This window comes from Streptomyces sp. Ru71 (assembly GCF_002920535.1).
GTDB lineage: Bacteria > Actinomycetota > Actinomycetes > Streptomycetales > Streptomycetaceae > Streptomyces.
In genome coordinates, this window is sequence record NZ_PQSS01000009.1 from 48893 (window position 1) to 68783 (window position 19891).

14 protein-coding genes are annotated in these 19891 nt (G+C 69.3%); 6 read left to right on the forward strand and 8 right to left on the reverse strand.

The features are described 5' to 3' along the window. Positions 1–462: 462 nt before the first annotated feature. Positions 463–1299 (reverse strand): MBL fold metallo-hydrolase, encoded by an 837-nt coding sequence (locus C3489_RS08090; RefSeq protein ID WP_103781063.1) that lies wholly within the window; start codon positions 1297–1299, stop codon positions 463–465. A gap of 404 nt (positions 1300–1703) precedes the next feature. Then, on the reverse strand, positions 1704–2525 hold the full coding sequence (locus tag C3489_RS08095) for a class I SAM-dependent methyltransferase (RefSeq protein WP_181139562.1): 822 nt from the start codon (positions 2523–2525) through the stop codon (positions 1704–1706). A 71-nt stretch (positions 2526–2596) separates the two neighbouring features. On the opposite strand from C3489_RS08095, the gene C3489_RS08100 reads away from it, so the two are divergent. Beyond that, the gene (locus C3489_RS08100) at positions 2597–3184 is read left to right on the forward strand and encodes a helix-turn-helix domain-containing protein (protein WP_103781064.1); all 588 of its coding nucleotides are present in this window, start codon (positions 2597–2599) and stop codon (positions 3182–3184) included. Between the two features lie 155 nt (positions 3185–3339). Continuing rightward, a complete protein-coding gene (locus tag C3489_RS08105) occupies positions 3340–3882 on the forward strand; it encodes a Tn3 family transposase (protein ID WP_181139564.1) in 543 nt (180 codons plus the stop codon). A 139-nt stretch (positions 3883–4021) separates the two neighbouring features. Here C3489_RS08105 and C3489_RS08110 read toward each other — a convergent pair whose 3' ends face one another. After that, positions 4022–5218 (reverse strand): MFS transporter, encoded by a 1197-nt coding sequence (locus tag C3489_RS08110; RefSeq protein WP_103781066.1) that lies wholly within the window; start codon positions 5216–5218, stop codon positions 4022–4024. Between the two features lie 124 nt (positions 5219–5342). On the opposite strand from C3489_RS08110, the gene C3489_RS08115 reads away from it, so the two are divergent. Both C3489_RS08115 and C3489_RS08120 read left to right on the forward strand, forming a co-directional pair. After that, on the forward strand, positions 5343–5678 hold the full coding sequence (locus C3489_RS08115; RefSeq protein WP_103781067.1) for a helix-turn-helix transcriptional regulator: 336 nt from the start codon (positions 5343–5345) through the stop codon (positions 5676–5678). Positions 5679–5941: 263 nt separating this feature from the next. After that, positions 5942–6688: a dienelactone hydrolase family protein gene (locus C3489_RS08120; protein WP_103781068.1), complete on the forward strand. Its 747-nt coding sequence runs from the start codon at positions 5942–5944 to the stop codon at positions 6686–6688. Positions 6689–7310: 622 nt separating this feature from the next. Here the strand turns inward: C3489_RS08120 and C3489_RS08130 are convergent. Both C3489_RS08130 and C3489_RS08140 read right to left on the reverse strand, forming a co-directional pair. Next, positions 7311–7718, reverse strand: a complete 408-nt coding sequence (locus C3489_RS08130; protein WP_103781069.1) for a DUF3224 domain-containing protein — start codon at positions 7716–7718, stop codon at positions 7311–7313. 616 nt (positions 7719–8334) lie between these two features. After that, positions 8335–8625 (reverse strand): hypothetical protein, encoded by a 291-nt coding sequence (locus tag C3489_RS08140; RefSeq protein ID WP_103781070.1) that lies wholly within the window; start codon positions 8623–8625, stop codon positions 8335–8337. Between the two features lie 893 nt (positions 8626–9518). On the opposite strand from C3489_RS08140, the gene C3489_RS08145 reads away from it, so the two are divergent. Further along, positions 9519–16160 carry a polymorphic toxin-type HINT domain-containing protein gene (locus C3489_RS08145; RefSeq protein WP_258054610.1) on the forward strand — a complete coding sequence of 2214 codons (6642 nt, stop codon included), beginning with the start codon at positions 9519–9521 and terminating at the stop codon, positions 16158–16160. Between the two features lie 148 nt (positions 16161–16308). Here C3489_RS08145 and C3489_RS08155 read toward each other — a convergent pair whose 3' ends face one another. Further along, positions 16309–16695 carry a hypothetical protein gene (locus C3489_RS08155; protein WP_146075288.1) on the reverse strand — a complete coding sequence of 129 codons (387 nt, stop codon included), beginning with the start codon at positions 16693–16695 and terminating at the stop codon, positions 16309–16311. A gap of 326 nt (positions 16696–17021) precedes the next feature. After that, entirely contained in the window at positions 17022–17660 is a 639-nt protein-coding gene (locus tag C3489_RS08160) for an HAD family phosphatase (protein WP_103781072.1), read from the reverse strand. A 318-nt stretch (positions 17661–17978) separates the two neighbouring features. Between C3489_RS08160 and C3489_RS08165 the strand changes: the two genes are divergently transcribed. After that, positions 17979–18785: a YwqG family protein gene (locus tag C3489_RS08165; protein WP_258054611.1), complete on the forward strand. Its 807-nt coding sequence runs from the start codon at positions 17979–17981 to the stop codon at positions 18783–18785. 204 nt (positions 18786–18989) lie between these two features. On the opposite strand, the gene C3489_RS08170 is transcribed toward C3489_RS08165, so the two are convergent. Next, complete coding sequence (locus C3489_RS08170) at positions 18990–19868, reverse strand: alpha/beta fold hydrolase (RefSeq protein ID WP_103781074.1); 879 nt, start codon at positions 19866–19868, stop codon at positions 18990–18992. Between the last annotated feature and the right edge of the window lie 23 nt (positions 19869–19891).

Consider the following 19891-nt stretch of genomic DNA (forward strand, 5'->3'; position numbering starts at 1 on the left):
CCGCGTGGCCGGTCGCCGCGGCTTGCCCGGTCAGGTGCGGAAGCGGGAGAGTCAGCCGCCTGTGCGAGGACTGCCAGGACCGGGCCGTCGCAGCACAAGCGCAGGCAGAAGCCGACGAACGCGAGCGCCCGGAGCAGGAGCGCCGCCGCCTGGAGGCAGAGGAACAGGCCGCCGCGCAGAAGGCCGGATGCGGGTGCGACTGGCGCGTGCTCCGGTCCCGGGTGTAGCCGATCGCCTCCCACCTTTCGTCGGTGAACTTCTGCCCGCAGTCCGTGCACACCGGCCGCCGCGCCTCCCGCTCCGCAGCTTCCCGCTCTGCACGGCGCCGCTGTTCTTGACCACCGCCGACTCCCCCGACGAGGCCACCAGCGCCGTCACCGAAGCCACCACGGAGGAGAACACCCCCGCCGCGGACAACGCGGCCACCGAGGAGCCGACCGCGGCCGCCGACGGCAGCCAAAGTCATCCCGGGCTGCCGGGTGCAGGCTGGTGCCCGCCGCCGGTGGGCTCGAACCCTGCCAGCATCTGCTCCAGAGCCGCCTGGTCCGGCCCTACGAACGCCGGTTCCCGGGGTGCCGAGCCGAGCGTGTCGATCATCGACGCCGTGATCCCCGGAGCCGGTGGCAGATGCGTAGAGAGGATGAGCTCCGGCTCCCTGTCTCGCAGCGGCCGGAAGGTGCCGAGGAACTTCTCGACATCCACGTTGTGCACCCACGGGCTGTCGACCGTGGCCCACAGCAGCTGCGCGACCCGCAACTCCTCCACGCCGACCGCACCGACGTCATCGGCGTGTGCCAGTTCGGCACTGGGCATCGGCCCGCCGAAGCAGTCAGAGCTGAAACAAACCCCCGACCGGTCGTCGAAGAGGCCGATCGTGGCCGGATTGTCGAACAGCGGCGGCCTGAACGCCGTGAGCGTGCGGTCGCCGACATTCAGGCTCTGCCCCGGATTGAGCAAATACAGGCGATCAAGCGGCAGCGGCCTCTCGCATGACATGAACCCGGCTGACAGGAACGTGGTCACGACACGCGCCTTGGGCGCCGCAGCCAGCAGATCGAATATCCCACCCGTGTGATCACGATCCGGGTGCGTCAGCCAGATCCACCGCACATCGGCGGGATCCAGCACGGAACCAAGCACCTCTAGGAAGTTCCTGTCGGGGAGCCCAAGTCCGGTGTCGATGACGACGGGCTGCGAGGCGAGCAGTACAAAGGCGTTCACCGGGAGGTAGCCGATCCCCGGCGCCTCAAGGCTGTCATTCAGAACGCTGATGTCCGGGCGGACCTTGTGAACCGGCATGCCGCATCTCCACGCCCCCAGGATGGTGATCGCGCCGCGGCCTACTCATCCATCATCTGCCCCTCTCCCCTGGCCCTGCATCCCGGCCACGGCATCAGGCAGGCGCGAGAGACAGGTCATGGTTGGTGCGCCACAGCCGAAGGGCGCTGACGCGTCCACCCCTGCCTGGCTCTCTCCTGGACGAGGCCGCCCAGTGTGCGGGACCAGCGCTGGCTGAGTACCGTCGCTCCCCCTCGGCCCGCGACGGGTGGGGTGCGCCGCTGCCGCTGACGGCCGAGGGCCAGGCAAGAAGCCGGAGGATCTCCCTCGCTTGCAAGTCCTTTTCTCGCCGCCCCGGGGACGTTGCCGAGCTCGCCATTCTTCTCGCGCTCGGTGAGTCCTGGCGTTTGCGGTGGTCAGGGCGTTCAGGAGCGGGTCGAGGTGATCACGACGGATGTGTAGGGCATGGTGGCGTGGCCGCCGAGCTTGTCGATCGCAGTCCCGACGCTGTCGAGGACCTCCGCCATTTTGTGTGCAGGGAGTTGGGTGAGGCCGCCGAAGGTGGGGAGCTGGTCGAGCCACTCCTGTCGGGAGTAGGTGCGCTCCCAGGTGAAGCGCCACTGTTCCGGCTCGCTGAACCTGCCGGTCTGCCGGATGCCGTCGGTGATTCTCGCGAAGAGCGGCTGGTAGGCATCCACGGCCGATCCTCTCAGCAGGCCGGGGTTGAACGGCGAATCGGGGGCGACCCGCTGGAGGGCTTCCGCGAGGGCGTCGATCACCTCGGCCGGGAGCTGGGGGACGTGGTGGAAGGGAGCGAGTCGTCCGCCGGGCCGGAGCACTTGGGCCGCCTTGGCCGCGCCGATGACGGGGTCCACCCAGTGCCAGGCGGTGCCGGCGATGACCGCGTCGAACTGCCGCCCGGCCGGCTGCCAGTCCTCGAACCTGGCAACCTCGACCTCGACGCAGCTGCGTCGCGCAACGGCGGCCATCCGTTCGTCGGGCTCGACAGCGAGCACCGTGCAGCCGGCCGCCTGGAACTGCCGGGCCTCGATGCCGGTCCCGGCTCCGACATCGAGGACGTGCCGACCGGGGCTTGTCGCGACGATCCTGTCCACCAGGGCTTGGGGATACGGCGGTCGGGTGCGGTCATAGCGTTCGGCGTCCACACCGAAGGACTCGGCCGTCTGCCGGTGGCGGTGGGGCTCGGGTCCGGACTTGTCCGGCTGTCCCTGCGATAAAGTGGGCATGCGCCCACACTAATGGGCGGACGCCCACTTGGTAAGGGGTCGGCGCGGAAAGGGAGACAATGCCGTCAGGGGTGCACATCCACAACGTGCGCGGCCAGTTGTTCGAAGCCGCCGAGCGCGTCCTGCTGCGGGACGGGCCCGGCGCGTTGACCAGCCGGGCGGTCACGGAGGAGGCGAACTGCGCCAAGGGTGTGCTGCACCGGCACTTCACCGACTTCGACGCTTTCCTCGCGGAACTGGTCCTCGACCGCATCCGGAGCATCGAGGAGCGAACCACGACCCTGTGCGCGGCCGCCGGCACCGGGAGCGTGGCGGACAACCTCGCCGGCGCACTGCAGGACCTGTTCGGGCCGGTCACGGTGGCAATCGTCGCGCTCATCACCTTCCGCGACGGCCTCCGCGCCCGGCTGCGCGAGGCCGGTCTGAACGGACTTCCACTGGCCGTGCAAGGCACCGCCATGATCGCCGCCTACCTCACCGCCGAGCGGGAGTTGGGGCGCCTGGCCGGCGACGCCGACATCGACACCCTCGCCCCCACCCTCGTCGGGGCCGGACACCTGCTGTTCGCCGACCGGGCAAGCGCCCCACCGCCGACCGCCGCCATCCAGAAGATGGTGACCACCGTCATCGCCGGCGCCCTGCGACCACCCCAATCGTGACCCTGAGCGCTCAGGTCGCACCGTCGCCCCGCCCGTGCTCGCCACCGGATCTGGTAGACCTCCGCGGCGGGTTCGTCAGCAGGGTGAACGCCAGATACCCGGGAAGATCCACCGAGTAGGTGCGGGGTCACCCCGAGCACGGGATGGCCTTTTTCATGGAGCGCCATATCGGCTTCGACCTGATCGACTCCCAGTTCCGGCACGTGATGCGGGTGGCCGTCTCGGTGCGTGAGGGCGTCATCTCCTCGGCGACGCTGCTCAAGAGGCTGCGGTCCGGGTCGCACAAGAGCGTCACGTACGTCGCCTTCCGCAAGGTCGGCCGCGTCATCCGTGCCATGCAACTGCTGCGGTGTCTGACGGACGCACCGCTGCGCCGACGGGTGACGGCCGCGACGAACAAGGTCGAGTCGGGCAAGGCGATGAAATACCATTCTCTGCTCACGAACGCGGTGATCTTCCACAATGCCCTGGACATCGCCGAGATCGTCCGCCAACTCCTGGGAGAGGGATGGGAGATCGATCCCGAGGACCTGGCCCACATCTCGCCGTACCTGACCGAGCACATCAAAGGGTTCGGCGAGTACAGCACGCACCAACTCGACATCGAGCCGGAGGCGTACGACCCGAAGCTCGACGTCGGCTCCACCCCGCTGCGCCAGCAGGACCTGACCACCGTTGGCCTCGGCACGGCCGCCTGAGTACCAAAAACTCCACCAACCCCCCGTACGCACAGGTCGGCGCCTCTACAGTGCCTCCCAACTGTTGAGGCTGCCCGTGCGTAACGGTGTGCCCCGGAGCGGGTATCAACCCCGGGGACACACCATGAGGAGGGACCAGTCACGCCTTGGACTTCTCCGGGCCGGCCGAGGTCGGCGCCGGCGTCACAGGGGCCGGCGCGACGGGGCGGCGCGTGGTCCTCAGGTGCCATAGGAGGGTGAGGCCGGTGACGCCGGCAGCCACCAGCCCAAGTCCGGCTGAGGCAAGGCCGAACCATTCCTGTGCCAACCCGCCGAAACCGCCGCCGAGGGCGACGCCGATGTAGAGCGCCGACGAGTTGAGACCGAGCAGGACCGGCGCGGCGGCGGGGCTGAGGGCGATGAGCCGGTGCTGCTGCGGGACGACGATGACGCCGACACTCACGCCCCAGACCGCCGCCCAGACCATGGCAGGTGCGAGGGCACGTGTCGCCAGCGGGGTCAGTGCCAGGACCACAGCCGCGAGGGCGAGGGAGCCGGTGAGGACTCGGGCGGAGTCGTGACGGTCGACCAGGCGTCCGGCCGCGATGTTCCCGGCCAGGGTGCCGACGCCCCAGGCCAGCAGGATCAGGGTCAGGAGCGACTCGTCGCCCCCAGTGGCGTCCCGCAAGGCCGGGGCGATGTAGGTGTAGAGGGTGTAGGCACCGAGGAAAGCGAGGGAGGTGACCGCCAGCAGTGCCAGTACGCGGCCCTGCTTGAGCAGACGCAGGCGGTCGGACAGGGAAGCTGCGGGGAGCGTCACGCTGGGGAGACCGACGATGATGCCGACGATCGCCAGCAGGCCGATCCCGGCAACGGCCCACAGGGTGATGTGCCAGTCGGTGCGGCCGATCAGAGTGCCGAGCGGCAGTCCCAGCGCGGTCGCCAAGGTCAGTCCGCCCAACACGAAGGCCAGCGCGCGGCCACGGCGTTCCGGCGGCGCGATGGCCGCCGCGGTGCTGGAGGCAGCGGAGGTGATGATGCCCGCTCCCACGGCAGTAACGATCCGGGCGGCCATCACCACCGCGTAACTGGTGCCTAAGGCGGTGACAGCGTTGCCGATCACAAACACACCCAATGCGATCAGCAATGCCGACCGCCGATCCAGGCCGCTGGTGAGGGCCCCCATCACCGGCGCCGACAAGGCCAGCGTCAGAGCGAAGACTGTCACTAGCTGACCAGCTGCCGGGGTGGACACGGCAAGGTCGGCAGCGATGGACGGGAGCAAGCCCGCGATGACGTAGCCGTCGGTGCCGACAGCAAACGTCGCCAGGGCCAGGGGAAGGAGTCGTTTCAGCAAGGATCATTCCGCCTTTCCGGAGTGCCGCGCAGGTAGGTGATCGGCACTGTAAGCAATACATGGATGCTTGTCCATGAATCAATGAGTGGGTAAGCTCAGGTCTTGGCACGGACGGAGGGAAGCGATGCGTGAGGTGTCCCAGCCGGCGACCGAGGCGATCCGGATGGTGGAGGTACTGCGTGCACTGGCCGATCCGGTACGACTGGAGATCATCCAGCGGCTCGCCGTGACCGGCGAGGAGAGCTGCAACGCCATCGGCGGCGACCTGGACGTTCACCAGACAACGCTGTCCCACCACTACCGGGTACTGCGCGAGGCGGGAGTTACCTGGACAACCGTCAAGGGCCGATCTCGACTCGTGCGGCTTCGCCGTGACGACCTGGACGCGCTGTTCCCCGGCCTGCTCGACTCCGTACTGAACGGAGCTCGCCGCACGCACTCAGCCACAGAAGGGGTGTGACCGAGATACGCACCAAAGGGGCAACGGGATGATCTTGAAGCCCTGAGCACCCGTCGCCCGTCACCCATTCGGCTCAGTGTTGTTGGTGGTGATGTTGAGCGTCGTCTGGGGCCTGGTGTGGCTTTCCGACAGTGCCGACGCGGGAACGGCGGTTGTGACGGTTCTTGTGAGCCCTCGCCGTATTTCAGAGGGGCACCCGCGCTGTTCTGCCAGCGGCAGAACACCGGCCGTACCGCGCTTGACGATCCCTACAGTCCAGTCTCATGACGACGATCACGACGCGTACGGTCCAGTACCCGGCCGACGGTTTGACGATGATCGGGCACCTCGCGCTCCCGGCCGGTGTCGACCGCCGGCCCGCGGTGCTGCTCGGACCGGAGGGCATGGGACTCAGCGACGTCGAGCGCCACCGGGCCGATGCTCTCGCCGAGCTGGGATATGTAGCGCTGGCCTTCGACCTTCACGGCGGGCGCTATTTGGGTGACCCCGCGGAGATGCTCGCCCGTTGCATGCCACTGCTCGCCGACCCCGACCGGATGCGGGGCGTCGGCCATGCGGCGCTCGACGTGTTGCGCACCGAGCCGCGGACCGACCCCGACCGGATCGCGGCCATCGGCTACGGCACCGGGGGCGCGATCGCGCTGGAACTCGGGCGAGCCGGCGTCAACTTGCGCGCGATCGGAACGGTCAACGCAACTACCACGGGCCGACCGGGCGAGGCAGCGCGCATCCGCTGCCCGGTGTGGGCCGGGGTCGGATCGGAAGACCCGATCATGCCGCCCGCACAACGAAACGCGTTCACCACTGAGATGCAGGCCGCGGGCGTCGACTGGCGCCTCACGGTCTACGGCGGCGCCTTGCACGCCTTCCACCACCCCACGGTAGACCACCCCACAGTCCCCGGCGTCGGCTACCACCCACGGCACGCGCAGCGCGCCTGGCACGACGTAGTCGACCTGCTCGCCGAGTGCCTGCCCGTGACGGAGGATCTGGGGGCATCACCCAGGTAAGCATGCTGACACCGGGCCTGGTCGGCGTCGGACACTGACCGTCCTCTCCCCTCAAGTCCGCACAGCGGAACCACATTCGGGTGCATGCTCGATCGCGGAGACGCGTGCGCAACGGCCGCAGTAAATGCCGACTGCGGCAGAGCCGAAGGAACCGGTGGGAATCAAACGGGCGGCCGTGCCGGGGGTCGGGGGCGCTGCGGCTGCCGCGCGCCCGTATCGTGTTGGAGTCGTAGCGTCAGGCCCGATGACGTCGAGCAGCTGGTAGGCGTCGAGGGCTCGGTGCGTCTCGTATGCCTTCCGCCCCAACCCGTAAAGCCCCTGCCTCACATCGCCGGTGACATAGGTGATGGTGAGCGGGTCGCCCTCCTCGGCACCGACCACGACGCCGGCGTACTTGAGGCGGTCGATCGAACCACATGAGCAAGGCGGCGATCTCGCTGTTGGTGAGCACGTTGTCGACGGTCAGCCGATTCCCAACCCTCCGTGTGCACGTAATTCCCCACCTCATGGCCATGTGATGCTCGACGGGAAGAGAGGTGGGGCAGACGGAGGGGCGGGGGAACGCTAGCCGTCCGGCGTCAGCGCGGAACTCAATATCACGCTGAGGGCTTGAGCTGTTGGGCTATTGGCCAAGGTCGTAGTCGAACCAGATCCGGTGTGTGCCGTCAGGGTCGACGGCGATGCCTCCGGCCCCGGTGATCCCGACCAGCTCACCCGTTCCGCTACCCGGAACGATAATGAAGAAGTCGCCTTGCCTGCCCTCGCCCAGGGTGGTTGCGGAGTGTGCAAAGTTGAAGGCACCCGACTGGCCATGGAGCTCCCCCTCAAAGGACTCCATCGCGACATAGGTGCCCGTGCCGGTGGACTGGTCGAACGCCGCGGTGAACAAGGTGGCGGAGCGCCCGACGACCTCGCCTTCGTACTGCTTGTTCATCGTGGCGAGGCCGACGGGCACCGCGGTCTCGATCGCCGGGCTCGGCACCGGAGCTGGGGTGAAGTCGGCCACTTTGAAGGTTCCTGAAGCTCGCATCCCCGCATCGTATTCCGCACCACTGACAGCGGTGCCGAGCCGACCGGTGATCCGCCGGACTGCCTATTGCCCCGGTGGTCCGGTCGGGGTTGTGGGTCCCCTCGGTCGCTTGTTGGGCCGGTAGCTGGGGCCGTTCATGATGACCTGGTGGCTGGAGTTGATCAGCCGGTCCAGCAGCGACTCGGCGACGACCGGGTTGGGGAAGTTCGGAAGACCGGCGAGCGGCGCTGGGCAGAATGCGCTGCTGAGGACGGGTGTGAGTTCGCTGCGTTGGCCATGCCGGCAGGCCTGTGTATGTCACTTCCGGCCAAGGCCTCCGGGCTCTGGATGCGGAGAAGGTGGCCGTTACTGCCCTCGGTATCGGTGTGCTGGGTGACGCGGCCGTAGGCGTCGTGGACGGCCTGCATCACGGTGTGTCCTGCCGGTCAGTGGTGCCGGTAGGCGTACAGGCAGGCGAGGAAGTCGGGGGCCCGGAAGTCCGGCCAGAGCATCACGGGGTAGATCCTGCCGGTGACGGGCCACCGTGCTCGCCGTCCACTGCCTGGCCGCGACACCCACGGTCGTTGCAGCGACCGCACCGGGGAACGGCGGGGAGCGGGCCGCACGTGCGGCTCCATCACTCCCCCGGGTGCAGTTCCGTGTACAGCATGTCGATCAGATCGCTCGCTTCGGAGGCGTGGGGATCGCGGGGAACCTCGTAGTAGCCGCCCAGGGCTGCGATCACGTCACGAGCCGAGTCGTCGTATACGTGGGGGACTTCATCGGGCTGGTTCGGGTCTTCCGTGGCGGGGAGCTGCCACCACCACACCCTGTCCCGGATCTCGTCCTTCGACATGGGACCGGTCAGGACGATGTCCCGCCCCTGCACCTTCCCGGTGATCCTGATGGAGTTGGCGTCTGCGGCCATGCCCGTGCCCCCTTCCCCGAAGCAGGGTCCACCCCTGCCAAGCACTTCTTCCACGATCCGCACGCGTCAATCAGCGGCGGCTCCGGTCAGCCGCATACGGCCTTCCGGACCAGGAGTGCGTTCCGCAGGCTGACCTGACGGTCGGGCTCGCTCCGACGTCCCCCGCGGGCACTGGGCCATCGAACCCGAGCCGTTGGGGTGCCCCGTTCGTCGCAGCGGCCGCGTCCAGCCGCGACCCCGCCCGCAGCACCGGGCGCGAGCTGCCACGAGCCGACAGCGAGGAGACCGTATCCGCCGGGTGGCGTGCAGCTTCGTAGCCCACCCAGACGGTGTCCTGCCACCCTCGAACCCTTGGCACTCGGGGACAACTGGCTCGGGCGCTGCGGTCCAACTGGCGCACACGGCCCCAACCTGGCTGTCCTCTGCGTTCGCGCCTGGCCACCTGGGCGCCGACTGTACGGGTCCCAATGAACTTCAGCTCGACCCGGTCCGTGGCTACGCCTGGCACCAGGGCGGGCCGGCGTACCGCCGCTGAGGAAGGTGCGCCCACCGTCCGCGGTACGCGAGATCCTTCTCCCACCATCGCGGCACCCCTGGCTGGTCATCTGATCCCACAGGTGATGGTTCTGGGCAAGCCTCAACTTCGCCCAGGCCGGCTCGGTGACTCATATCACTGCGCACTTGAGCCCCATCAAGGATCAGTTGTGCCAACTTGTCGCCCTTCCTTGCCTCTTACCTCCCTCTTACCTTTGCAACGGTGTCACACAGGTGGCACACAGCAAACTACGAAGAAGCCGAGATTCATGACGATCCATAAGCCCGCTCCTCATGAGCGGGGCAGGCCTTGGTCGGGGGGAACACTCCGCTACGTGGCGGGGAGCGTTGCCCTGGCCCTGGCCGTCTCGCTGCTCGACGGCGCGAGTACGGCGGCCGCCGCCGACGCGGACAAGGCCGCCAAGCAGTCGAAGCCGGCCGTGACACAGGCCGCTGACATCCCCTCAGCCCGAGTGGCCGCGCGCCTGTCGGGGCGACGTGTCGAGGCCCTTTCCGAACGGACCGAGACCTCCACGACGTGGGCGAACAAGGACGGTTCACTCACCACCGAACTCACGGCCGGCCCGATCCGGTTCCAGGAGGACGGCCGCTGGCGCCCGGTGGACCTCACGCTGGTCGAACAGGCCGGCGGCGCGGTCGAGCCCGTCGGCCACCCCAACGGGTTGCGGCTCAACGTCGGCGGCGGCGCCAAGGCCCGCTCGCTGCGGGAGGCGGCCACCGCCGGGGCGCGCGACCTCGTGACCCTGGGCGAGGGCGACCAGCAGATCACCCTGCAGTGGAAGGGCGGCCTGCCCAAGCCGAAGCTCGACGGCACCCGCGCCACCTACGTGGACGCCTTACCCGGTGCCGACGTCGTCGTCGAGGCGACCCGTACCGGATACGAGCAGTACGTCGACATCCGGCAGCGCCCGGCCACGACCGGCTACACCTACACGCTGCCGCTGAAGGCCAAGGGCCTGAACGTCAAGCAACTGAAGGACGGCAGCGTCCTCTTCACCGACCGCAAGAACAACAGGCGGGCCGTCATGCCCGCCCCCGTGATGTGGGACGCCACGACCGACAAGGTCTCCGGAGAGCACACCCACCGCGCGAAGGTCGGCCTGAAGGTGGTCCAGCGCAGGGGCTCGGTCGACCTCGTCCTCACCCCGGACGAGAAGTTCCTCGCCGATCCGCAGACGAAGTACCCGGTGACGGTCGACCCGTCCACCTCCGCGCTCAGCAACGTCTTCGACACCTACGTCCAGCAGGGCGAGACCGTCGACTGGTCCGCCGACACCGAACTGGACCTGGGCAACCCGGGGACGAAGAACGCCGACGGCACCTTCCGCACGGCCCGTTCGTTCATCTCCTGGAACACCGCGCCGATCGCCGACGCACTGGTGATGGACGCCAAGCTGTCGCTGTGGAACTTCCACTCCGGCAACTACACCGGCTCCTCCTGCCCGAACCAGCCGTGGGAGGTGTGGTCCACCGGGGCCGCCTCCACCTCCTCGCGCTGGACGGCTCAGCCGGCGTGGATCGCGCAGAAGGCCACGTCCTCGGAAACCCGGGGCAACGCCTCCTGCACCACCCAGCCGGACGGCTGGATCAACGCCGACGTCACCACGCTGGTGCAGGAGTGGGCGTCGGCGAAGGCCGCGAAGTCCCACATGGGCCTGCGCGCCTCCGACGAGACCGTCACCGGGCAGTGGAAGCGCGTCAACTCCGCCAACGCCGCCGCCAACCCGCCCAAGCTGGTCGTGACGTACAACTACCGGCCGCGCACGGGCACCAAGCAGGAGGCGGGCCCGCCGTACTACTCCTACAGCGGCGCCTACGTGGTCAACACCACGACCCCGACCCTGCGGGACACCTTCGTCGACCCCAACGGTGACAAGGTCAACGGCACCTTCCAGATCTTCGACTCCGCCACCAACACCCAGGTCGGCAACGTCATCGTCTCGCCGTGGGTGAACTCCGGGCAGGTCGCCTCCGTGACCGTCCCGGCCGGCGTGCTCGGCAACGGCAAGACGTACAAGTTCCGTACGTCGCCGTACGACGGCACGCACTACAACCTCGGCTGGTCGGAGTGGAAGACCTTCACGGTCGACACCTCGGCGCCTTCCGCCCCCACCTCGATCACGTCCACGGACTACCCGTCCACCGCGTGGGTCAGGGGCGCAGGCCAGGCCGGCACCTTCACGGTCACTCCCAGCGGCACCGACCACAACTGGCTGGAGTGGACGCTGGACGGCGTGACCTGGACGAAGGTCTCGACCGGCGGGTCCACCGCCGCCAAGGCCCTCAGCATCGCCCCGCCCAAGGACGGCACGCACACCTTGCAGGTCCGGCAGGTCGACAAGGCCGACAACAAGTCCGAGGCCGTCGAGTACACCTTCCACGCCGGGCCGGGCGGCTTCGTCCAGCCCGACGAGGGCGAGCGCACCGCCCGACGCCTGCCGCTCGTCGCGGAGGCCGACGGATCGAAGTACGACAAGGTGTCGTTCTCCTGGCGCCGCTCCGAGGCCGACGCATGGACGCAGATCCCCGCGGCGCACGTCACCTCCGACGGCACCCCGCTGACCGCCTGGCCCGTCCCGCTCACCGCCGGCCGCAACGCCCCGCTGGTGTGGGACGCGACCAGCACGGTCGACCCGGACGGCACCGTCCAGATCAAGGCCGACTTCACCGGGCCCAACAGCGCCTCGGGCAGCACGCAGCCGCTGAACGTCGTCGTCGACCGCACCGCCTCCGGTGCCGCCACCGACGAGATCGGCCCCGGCCAGCTGAACCTGCTGACCGGTGACTTCACCCTGTCCGCCACCGACACCACGCACTTCGACCTGTCGGTGACCCGCACCGCGTCCTCCCGCAAGCCGGACGCCGGCGCGCAGCAGGCCGGTCAGGTGGCCATCTTCGGCAAGGAGTGGGTGTCGGGCACGGCCGCCGAGGCCACCGACTCCGACTACTCGCACCTTCAGAGGATCTCCGACACGGCCGTGGCCGTGGTGGACCTGGAGGGCGAGGAGATCTCCTTCACCGCCAACGCGGCGAAGACCGGCTGGATACCGGAGCCCGGCTCCGAGGAGCTGACCCTCACCGGCAGCGTGACCGGCAGCTTCACCCTCTCCGACACCGAGGGCACGGTCACCGAGTTCACCAAGCCGGACCCGGCCGCGACCACCTGGCAGGTGTCCAGCGCGCTGATGGACGGGCTCGCCCAGACCTCCACGACCGTGGTCTCCGAGACGGTGAACGTCTCCGGCAAGACGCTGGCCCGCCCCAAGCGCGTCATCGCGCCGACGTCGGCCGCGTCCGCCGCGACCTGCACGGCCACCCCGGCCACCAAGGGCTGCCGCTCGCTGGAGTTCGTGTACGCCACGACCACCACCGCGAACGCCACCACCCTCGGTGACTTCGCCGGCCAGGTGAAGGAGATCCGCCTGTGGTCGACCGACCCCGGCGCCGCCGCGGCGACCTCCAAGGTCGTCCAGACCTACCGGTACGACGCCGCCGGCCGGCTCACCGAGACCTGGAACCCGCTGATCAGCCCCGCGCTGAAGACGACGTACGGCTACGACGCCGCGGGCCGCGTCACCCAGGTCACCCCGCCCGGTCAGCTGCCGTGGACGTTCACGTACGGCAAGGCCGGCTCCGGCAGCGCCGCCGGTGACGGCATGCTGCTCAAGGCGTCCCGGCCCGCGCTGAAGCAGGGCACCCTCGACGTCGTCGAGGGAGAGGCCGCCACCAGCGTCGTCTACGACGTGCCGCTCACCGGCACCAGCGCCCCCTACAAGATGGGCGCCGCCGACGTGCGGGCCTGGGGCCAGACGGACGCGCCGACCGACGCGACCGCCGTGTTCCCCGCCGACGCCGTCCCGGCGTCGAACGCGGGCAGCGCCCTGACCGCCACGTCCTACCAGCGCGCGGACATCACCTACATGGGCGCCTCGGGCCGTGCGGTGAACGCCGCGACGCCCGGCGGGCACATCACCACGACCGAGTACGACCGCTTCGGCAACACCGTCCGTGAGCTGACGGCGGCCAACCGGGACGTGGCACTCGGCACGACCGCTAAGGACCGTGCGACGCAGGCCGAGCTGGGCATCGCCTCGCTCGCCTCGTCCGAACGCGCCGACCTGCTCACCACCAAGTCCGTCTACAACGGCAACGGCACCCGGGAGCTGGAGGAGTTCGGCCCGCTGCACCGTATCGACCTCACGACCGACCTGAAGTCCGGCACCACCACCCTGGTGGCGGCGGGCTCGCCGGTCACCGCCCGCAGCTGGACGGTCAACGCCTACGACGAGGGCCGCCCGACCGACGGCACCGCCAAGGTCAAGGACCAGGTCACCAAGGTCACCACCGGCGCCCAGGTCCGGGAGCACCCCGGTGTGCACGGCGACACGCGCGTCGTGCAGACCGTGTACGACTGGGCCAAGGGCCTGCCGGTGAAGTCCGTCCAGGACCCGGCCGGCCTGGCGATCACCACCACGACCGAGTACGACTCGCTGGGCCGTGTGGTCAAAACGTACAACACGGGCAGCACCGGCGCCGACGCCGGAACCGTGGTGACCTCCTACTGGTCCGCGACCGGCACCGGCGCGTGCGCCGGCCGCCCGGAGTGGGCCGACCTGGTGTGCTCCACCGGACCGGGCGGCGCCATCACCGGTGGCGGCAGCAACCCGGCCCAACTGCCGACCACCACCACCGAGTACGACTGGTGGGGCAACGCCACGATCGGCACCGACACCGCGAACGGCGTCACCCGCACCACGACCACCACGTACGACACGGCGGGCCGTCCCGTCACCGTGAAGGTCACCGGCGGCACCGGCCAGGCCGTCCCGGACGCCACCACCGAGTACGACCCGGCCACCGGGCAGGAGTCCCGTACGACGTCGCCGACCGGCGGCACCATCACGCGGGTCTACGACAAGCTCGGCCGGCTCGCCTCGTACACCGACGCCGACGGCGGAAAGACCACGACCGAGTACGACCTGCTGGACCGCCCGGTCAAGGTCAGCGACACCGTCCCGTCCAGCGTCACCTTCACGTACGACCACACCGTCGAGCCGCGCGGCCTGGCCACCAAGGCCACGGACTCCGTCGCGGGCGTCTTCCAGGCGACTTACGACGCGGACGGCTCGGTCGCCACGGAGAAGCTGCCCGGCGGCTACACGGCCACCCAGACCGAGGACACCACCGGCGCTGCGGTCGACCGCACCTACACCCGTGACAGCGACGGCACCGTGGTGATGTCCGACGCGGTCACCGAGTCCGTGCAGGGCCAGACCACCAGCCACGCCGGCTGGTCGGACCAGACCTACCGCTACGACGCCGCCGGGCGTCTCGTCCAGGTCGACGACACCGTGGACACGGTCTGCACCCGGCGGACCTACGGATTCGACAAGCACGCCAACCGCACATCCCTGACCACGGCCGCCTCGGCGCCCGGTCTGGACTGCCCGACCACCGGAGGCACCAGCAAGACCTCGACGTTCGACAGCGCCGACCGCATCACCGACACGGGCTACGCCTACGACGCGTTCGGCCGCACCACCACCCTGCCGGGCGGCGTGAGCGTCGGCTACTACGCCAACGACCTCGCCTACCAGCAGACCGTCGGAACCAAGCGGCAGACCTGGACCCTCGACGCCGCCCTGCGCTTCCGCGGCTGGACCGTGGAGAGCAACAGCGGCGGGACCTGGTCGCCGACCGAGAACAAGCTCAACCACTACGACGGCGACAACGACAATCCGCGCTGGATCATCGAGAACACCGCCACCGGCGCCCTGACCCGCAACGTGGACTCCCTCTCCGGGAACCTCGGCGCGGTCACCAGCGCCACCGGTGACACGGTGCTGCAGTTCACCGACATCCACGGCGACGTGGCACTCCAGCTCCCGCTCAACGCGGGCGAGGCCCCGATCGTTCTGGACACCGACGAGTACGGCAACCCGCGCGACAAGCAGCAGGCCGTGCGCTACGGCTGGCTGGGCGGCAAACAGCGCTCCAGCGAGACGGTGGCCGGCTTCACCCTCATGGGCGTACGCCAGTACAACCCCGCCACCGGCAGGTTCCTGTCCGTCGACCCCCAGCGCGGCGGCAACGCCAACGCCTACGAGTACTGCTCGGCCGACCCCGTCAACTGCTTCGACCTCGACGGCAAGTGGGGCTGGAAGAAGTTCTTCAAGAAGGCCAAGCGCTGGGCCTGGCGCAACAAGTGGGACATCGCGCTCACCGCGGCCGGCTTCATCCCCGGACTCGGCGCCGCCGCCTGGGGCTACCGCGCCTACCGCGGCTACCGCGCCCTGCGGGCCGCACGGGCCATCGGCCGCAGCTGCCGCTGGAACTCCTTCCTGCCCGAGACGCCGGTCGTCATGGCCGACGGCAGCACCCTGCCGATCAGCCAGGTGGAGGTCGGCGACCTGGTCCAGGCGGTCGACGAGATCACCGGTGAGACCACCATCTCCCCGGTCTCCGACGTGATCATCGGTCACGGCACCAAGGATCTCGTCACCCTGTCCGTGGACGCGGACGGCGACGGCCGGTCGAAGAAGATCACCGCGACCGCCAACCACCCGTTCTTCGTCCAGGGCCGCGGCTGGATCGACGCGTTCCAGCTGATCCCGGGCTCGCGCCTGTCGAACCCGACCGGGTTCGCGCCGACGGTCACGGCCACCAGCCGCACGCAGGCGGTCCGCACCGTCTTCAACCTGACCGTCGCCGGCAGCCACACCTACTTCGTGGCCACCGACGGCCGGTCGGCGCTGGTCCACAACTGCGCCCGCTACATCCCCAAGAAGCGCAACGTCCTGAACTGGTGGCACCCCACCCGGTTCAGCAGCAAGTCCGCCGCGATCCGCCACGCCAAGCAGGTCGCGCGGACCGGAGGCCGCTGCCGCTACCGCGGGCCGTGCGGTTCCGGCAACCACGTCCACGTCGACTTCATCAACCGATTCGGGCGGATCTTCCGCACGAACCACTACCGCTGGTGAGCAGCGGGCCGGTGAACCGAGAGAGGTGACATGAACGTCGGGGCGGTCGGGATCTCCTGACCGCCCCGACGCGTAGCTGCGTACGCCAACCGTCAGGCGTCAGGCGTCAGGCGTCAGGCGTCAGGCGTCAGGCGTCAGGCGTCAGGCGTCAGCAGAACTCCTCGACGTACAGCAGGGTGCGGCCGTCCTCGGAGTGGAACTCGTACGCCTGGTACGTCCATGTCCCCGACCCGGCCGTGTCGAGTCCGTCCTTGATCAGTACCCACGCCGCCTCGCGCTCCTCCCCCGGCACGGGCCGCAGCACCTCCCCGGCACCTTCCCCGACGATCATCTCGTCCGCGCCCCGTACGAGCCGCTTGACCAGCCGGACGTCCAACGGCCCCCGGCTCTTCGTCCACAGACAGCCCTGCTCGTCGACAAGCTCGCCCGAACTCGCCGGAGAGCGCCCGCCCTCCACCGGATCGGATCCTTCCGCGGCTTCTATGGCGGCCACGACGTCGGCGAATTTCTTGTCTGACGTTCGCTTCTTCGGCATGAGACCAGTGTGACAGCAGACGCGTCGCGTACGGTGATCGGTTTCCGGCGGCCACGGCAGTGACGTCACCCGGCTGATCCGGCTCCTCCAGGCTGTGCCGCCGGTGACCCCGACTCGTCCTCCACGACAACCTCAGGGCAGCCATGCTCACCGGTGAGCTGGATGAAGATGGACGGCCCCTGCTCATCTCCATCCAGGCCACGTCTGCGCCGGCGGCAGGCCGGACCAGCGCGTCGGCCCAGCCTTCCAGCCTCGAAGCCGACCGCGAGAGGACGGTACGGCCGGACACGAGGGGCGTCATGGCGGACGGTTCGCGAGGCGATTCGTCACCCGAGTGGGACGCGTGCTGGAGTCAAGGGCCCAGCGTCCAGATGAGCGGCGATGCGCGTGATCGTCCCGATGTTGTCCTCGAACAGATGCGCCTGCATGCCTGCCGCCTGGGCGGCCTCAACGTTGACTGCGGCATCATCCACGAAGAGACAGCTCTCCGGCGCCACCTCCAAGGAGGCGCAAACAGCTTCGAAGGCCCGCAGATCAGGCTTCAGAATCCCGATCTCGTGCGAGTAGACGATCTGCTCAACCAGTTCGTCGAAGTGGTACAGCGCCGTCTCCCGCTCCCGAGCCCCGACGAAGCTGTTGCTCAGGATTCCCAGCCTGCATCGTCCCTGCAGCCCCCGCACATAGGCGATGAGTTCCTCGTTCGGCGTTCCCAGATACTCCGCCCAAAGGTCAGCCATGAAGGCTTCGACCTGGTGAACGTCGAGACCCAAGCGTGATGCCACTTCCCACTGAACGTCGTGTTCGCTGATCCTCCCGACACTTCCAGCACGCCACACGTCGCGCATCCGCTCATGCACGGTACCCAGCGGCAGCGCCAGCCGTCTTTCCCACCGTTGCACCCATCCGGTATCGGGCGTGATCTCCAGTACGCCGCCGATGTCGAGAACGACGCAGGTCGTAGTCACGCGATCTCCCCCTCTTCGTCCCGCCTGGCCAGCGAGCACACTCCTTGGGCCGACGAAAACACTGTTGCCCTTCCCTTGGGAACAAGGTCAAGCAATATGGGAACCCGTGACAGCCCTGTCACGAGCCCCAGACACGACTCGGCCGCATCAACACGTGCCGTCAAAAGCGGCATGCCTCGCCGATCACACATCGTCAGCTCCCAGCCGACATCGCGCTTCACCGGCCAGTAGCGCCAAATCGCCTCGCGTCCAAGCGAGTTCGGACCTTCCGCTGCCCGATCAGGAGGCGGTTAGGGTGGCCCGGTGACCGACGCGAGCATGGACAGAGTGAACCGCTTCCGGGCCGAGGCGGCATCCCGGGCACTGCCATCGGAGGAGGTGGAGGAATGGATACGTGTCGCCCGTCCGGCGGCGTACTTGGCTGAGGGTGGTAACGGTCCCCTCGTGGCCCGGGTCGGCGGGGACCCCATGCTGCCGCACGGCGTGCCACGGCCGTCCGATCCTTTCGTGGCCTCCGTCGACCTCGCGGCTCTCCCGCCGGGCGTCACCGGCCTCCCGCTCCCCGCCGACGGCCATCTGCTCCTCTTCTCCGGCACGGATGTGCACGGTATCGGGGGACAGGTGTCCGACGCGGTGCTGTACGTCCCCGCCGGGTCCCCTACAACCCCGAGCCCCCTCGAACACGGTTGGCGCGAGCCGTACCGGCCGCGTGAGCTCCGCACGGTCTGGCACCAGCCGAGCGCGCAGATGCCGGAGAGCTTCGCCCTTGACAGATGGGGCGACTGTCCCGAGGACGAGCAGTTCGAGCTTGCCGACGAACTCGGCGACGCCTGGGCAGGCGTGGGCGGCTACCGCCCTTCTTGGGCCTTGCAGATCGGCGGCCACCCGGTCTCGCCCCAGAACGACCCCGTTCACTACGCCCGTGGTCCCGAGGATCGCGGTCCCTCCGAGCAGGGCGGCACGGCCCACGGAGAGGGCGCCGACGAGTGGGCTCTCCTGGCCACGTGGAGGTGCGGCGAGGACGTCCCGGAACTGGACTCCGGTGTGGCCCACTGGGTGGTCCGCCGGCGGGACGTGGCGGCCCGGCGCTTCGACCGGGTCCACCGCTACGTCGAAATGGCCTGACCGCGCGGGGCGGGGGACGGCCGGCTTCACGACGTGCGTCACCTGCCCTCCCGCCACGCTCACCGGTCCGTGTCGTCACCATGGCGGTCGTTCTGCCCGGGAACCCACGGCCGCCCCCGGCCCCCGGCCACCGGATCGCGGAGCCGGTCCGGTGGCCGGGAAAGCGGGGCGTGCCCGCCGCCTCCCGTGGGCCGGGTGGAGGGCTCAGCGCAGCAGCAGGTCGCGGATCGCCTCGGTGATCTCGTCGGGCGCCTCCTCGGCCATGAAGTGCCCCGCGCCGGTCAGCCGGTGGTCCAGGTCGGGCGCCCACGCGTGCCAGACCGCGGCGGCGTCGTAGCCCAGTCGCGCGCCCCAGTCCTGCTGAACGACCGTCACGGGCATGGCCAGTTGCGAACCGGCATCCTGGTCCGCCTGGTCGTGCGTGATGTCGATGCCCGCCGAGGCCCGGTAGTCCGCGACGATCGACGGCACGGCCGCGGCGCTCGTCCGCAGGTACGCGGCCCGGACCGGTTCCGGCATGGCAGCCGGGTTACTGGCCCAGGCGTCGAGGAAGGAGCCGAAGAAGGCGTCGGCGCTGTTGGCGATCATCGTCTCCGGCAGCCCCGGCGGCTGCGCCATGAGGAACAGGTGGTAGCCGACCGCCGCGGGGACACCGTGCAAAACGTTCCACATGTCCAGGGTCGGCACGACGTCGAGGATGCCCAGGTGGGTGAGCGTCTCGGGATGGTCCAGTCCCGCCCGGAAGGCGACCAGGGCGCCCCGGTCGTGGCCGACCAGAGCGAAGCGCTCATGGCCGAGCGCCCCCGCCAGGGCAACGACATCGGCGGCCATGGTGCGCTTGGAGTACACCTCGGGGCCGGTGGCCGCCGGCTTGTCGCTGGCGCCGTAGCCGCGCAGGTCCGGACAGATCACCGTGTGCTCGCCGGCGAGTCGCTCGGCGACGTGCCGCCACATCAGGTGAGTCTGCGGAAAGCCGTGCAGCAGCACGACCGGGCTGCCACTGCCGCCGACGGCGGCGGCCAGCTCCACTCCGTCGGCGCCTGGCAGACGAACGTGGTCGAAACCGGGAATCGCGAGCGTCACGAAAGGCCCCTTCCTGGGGTCGG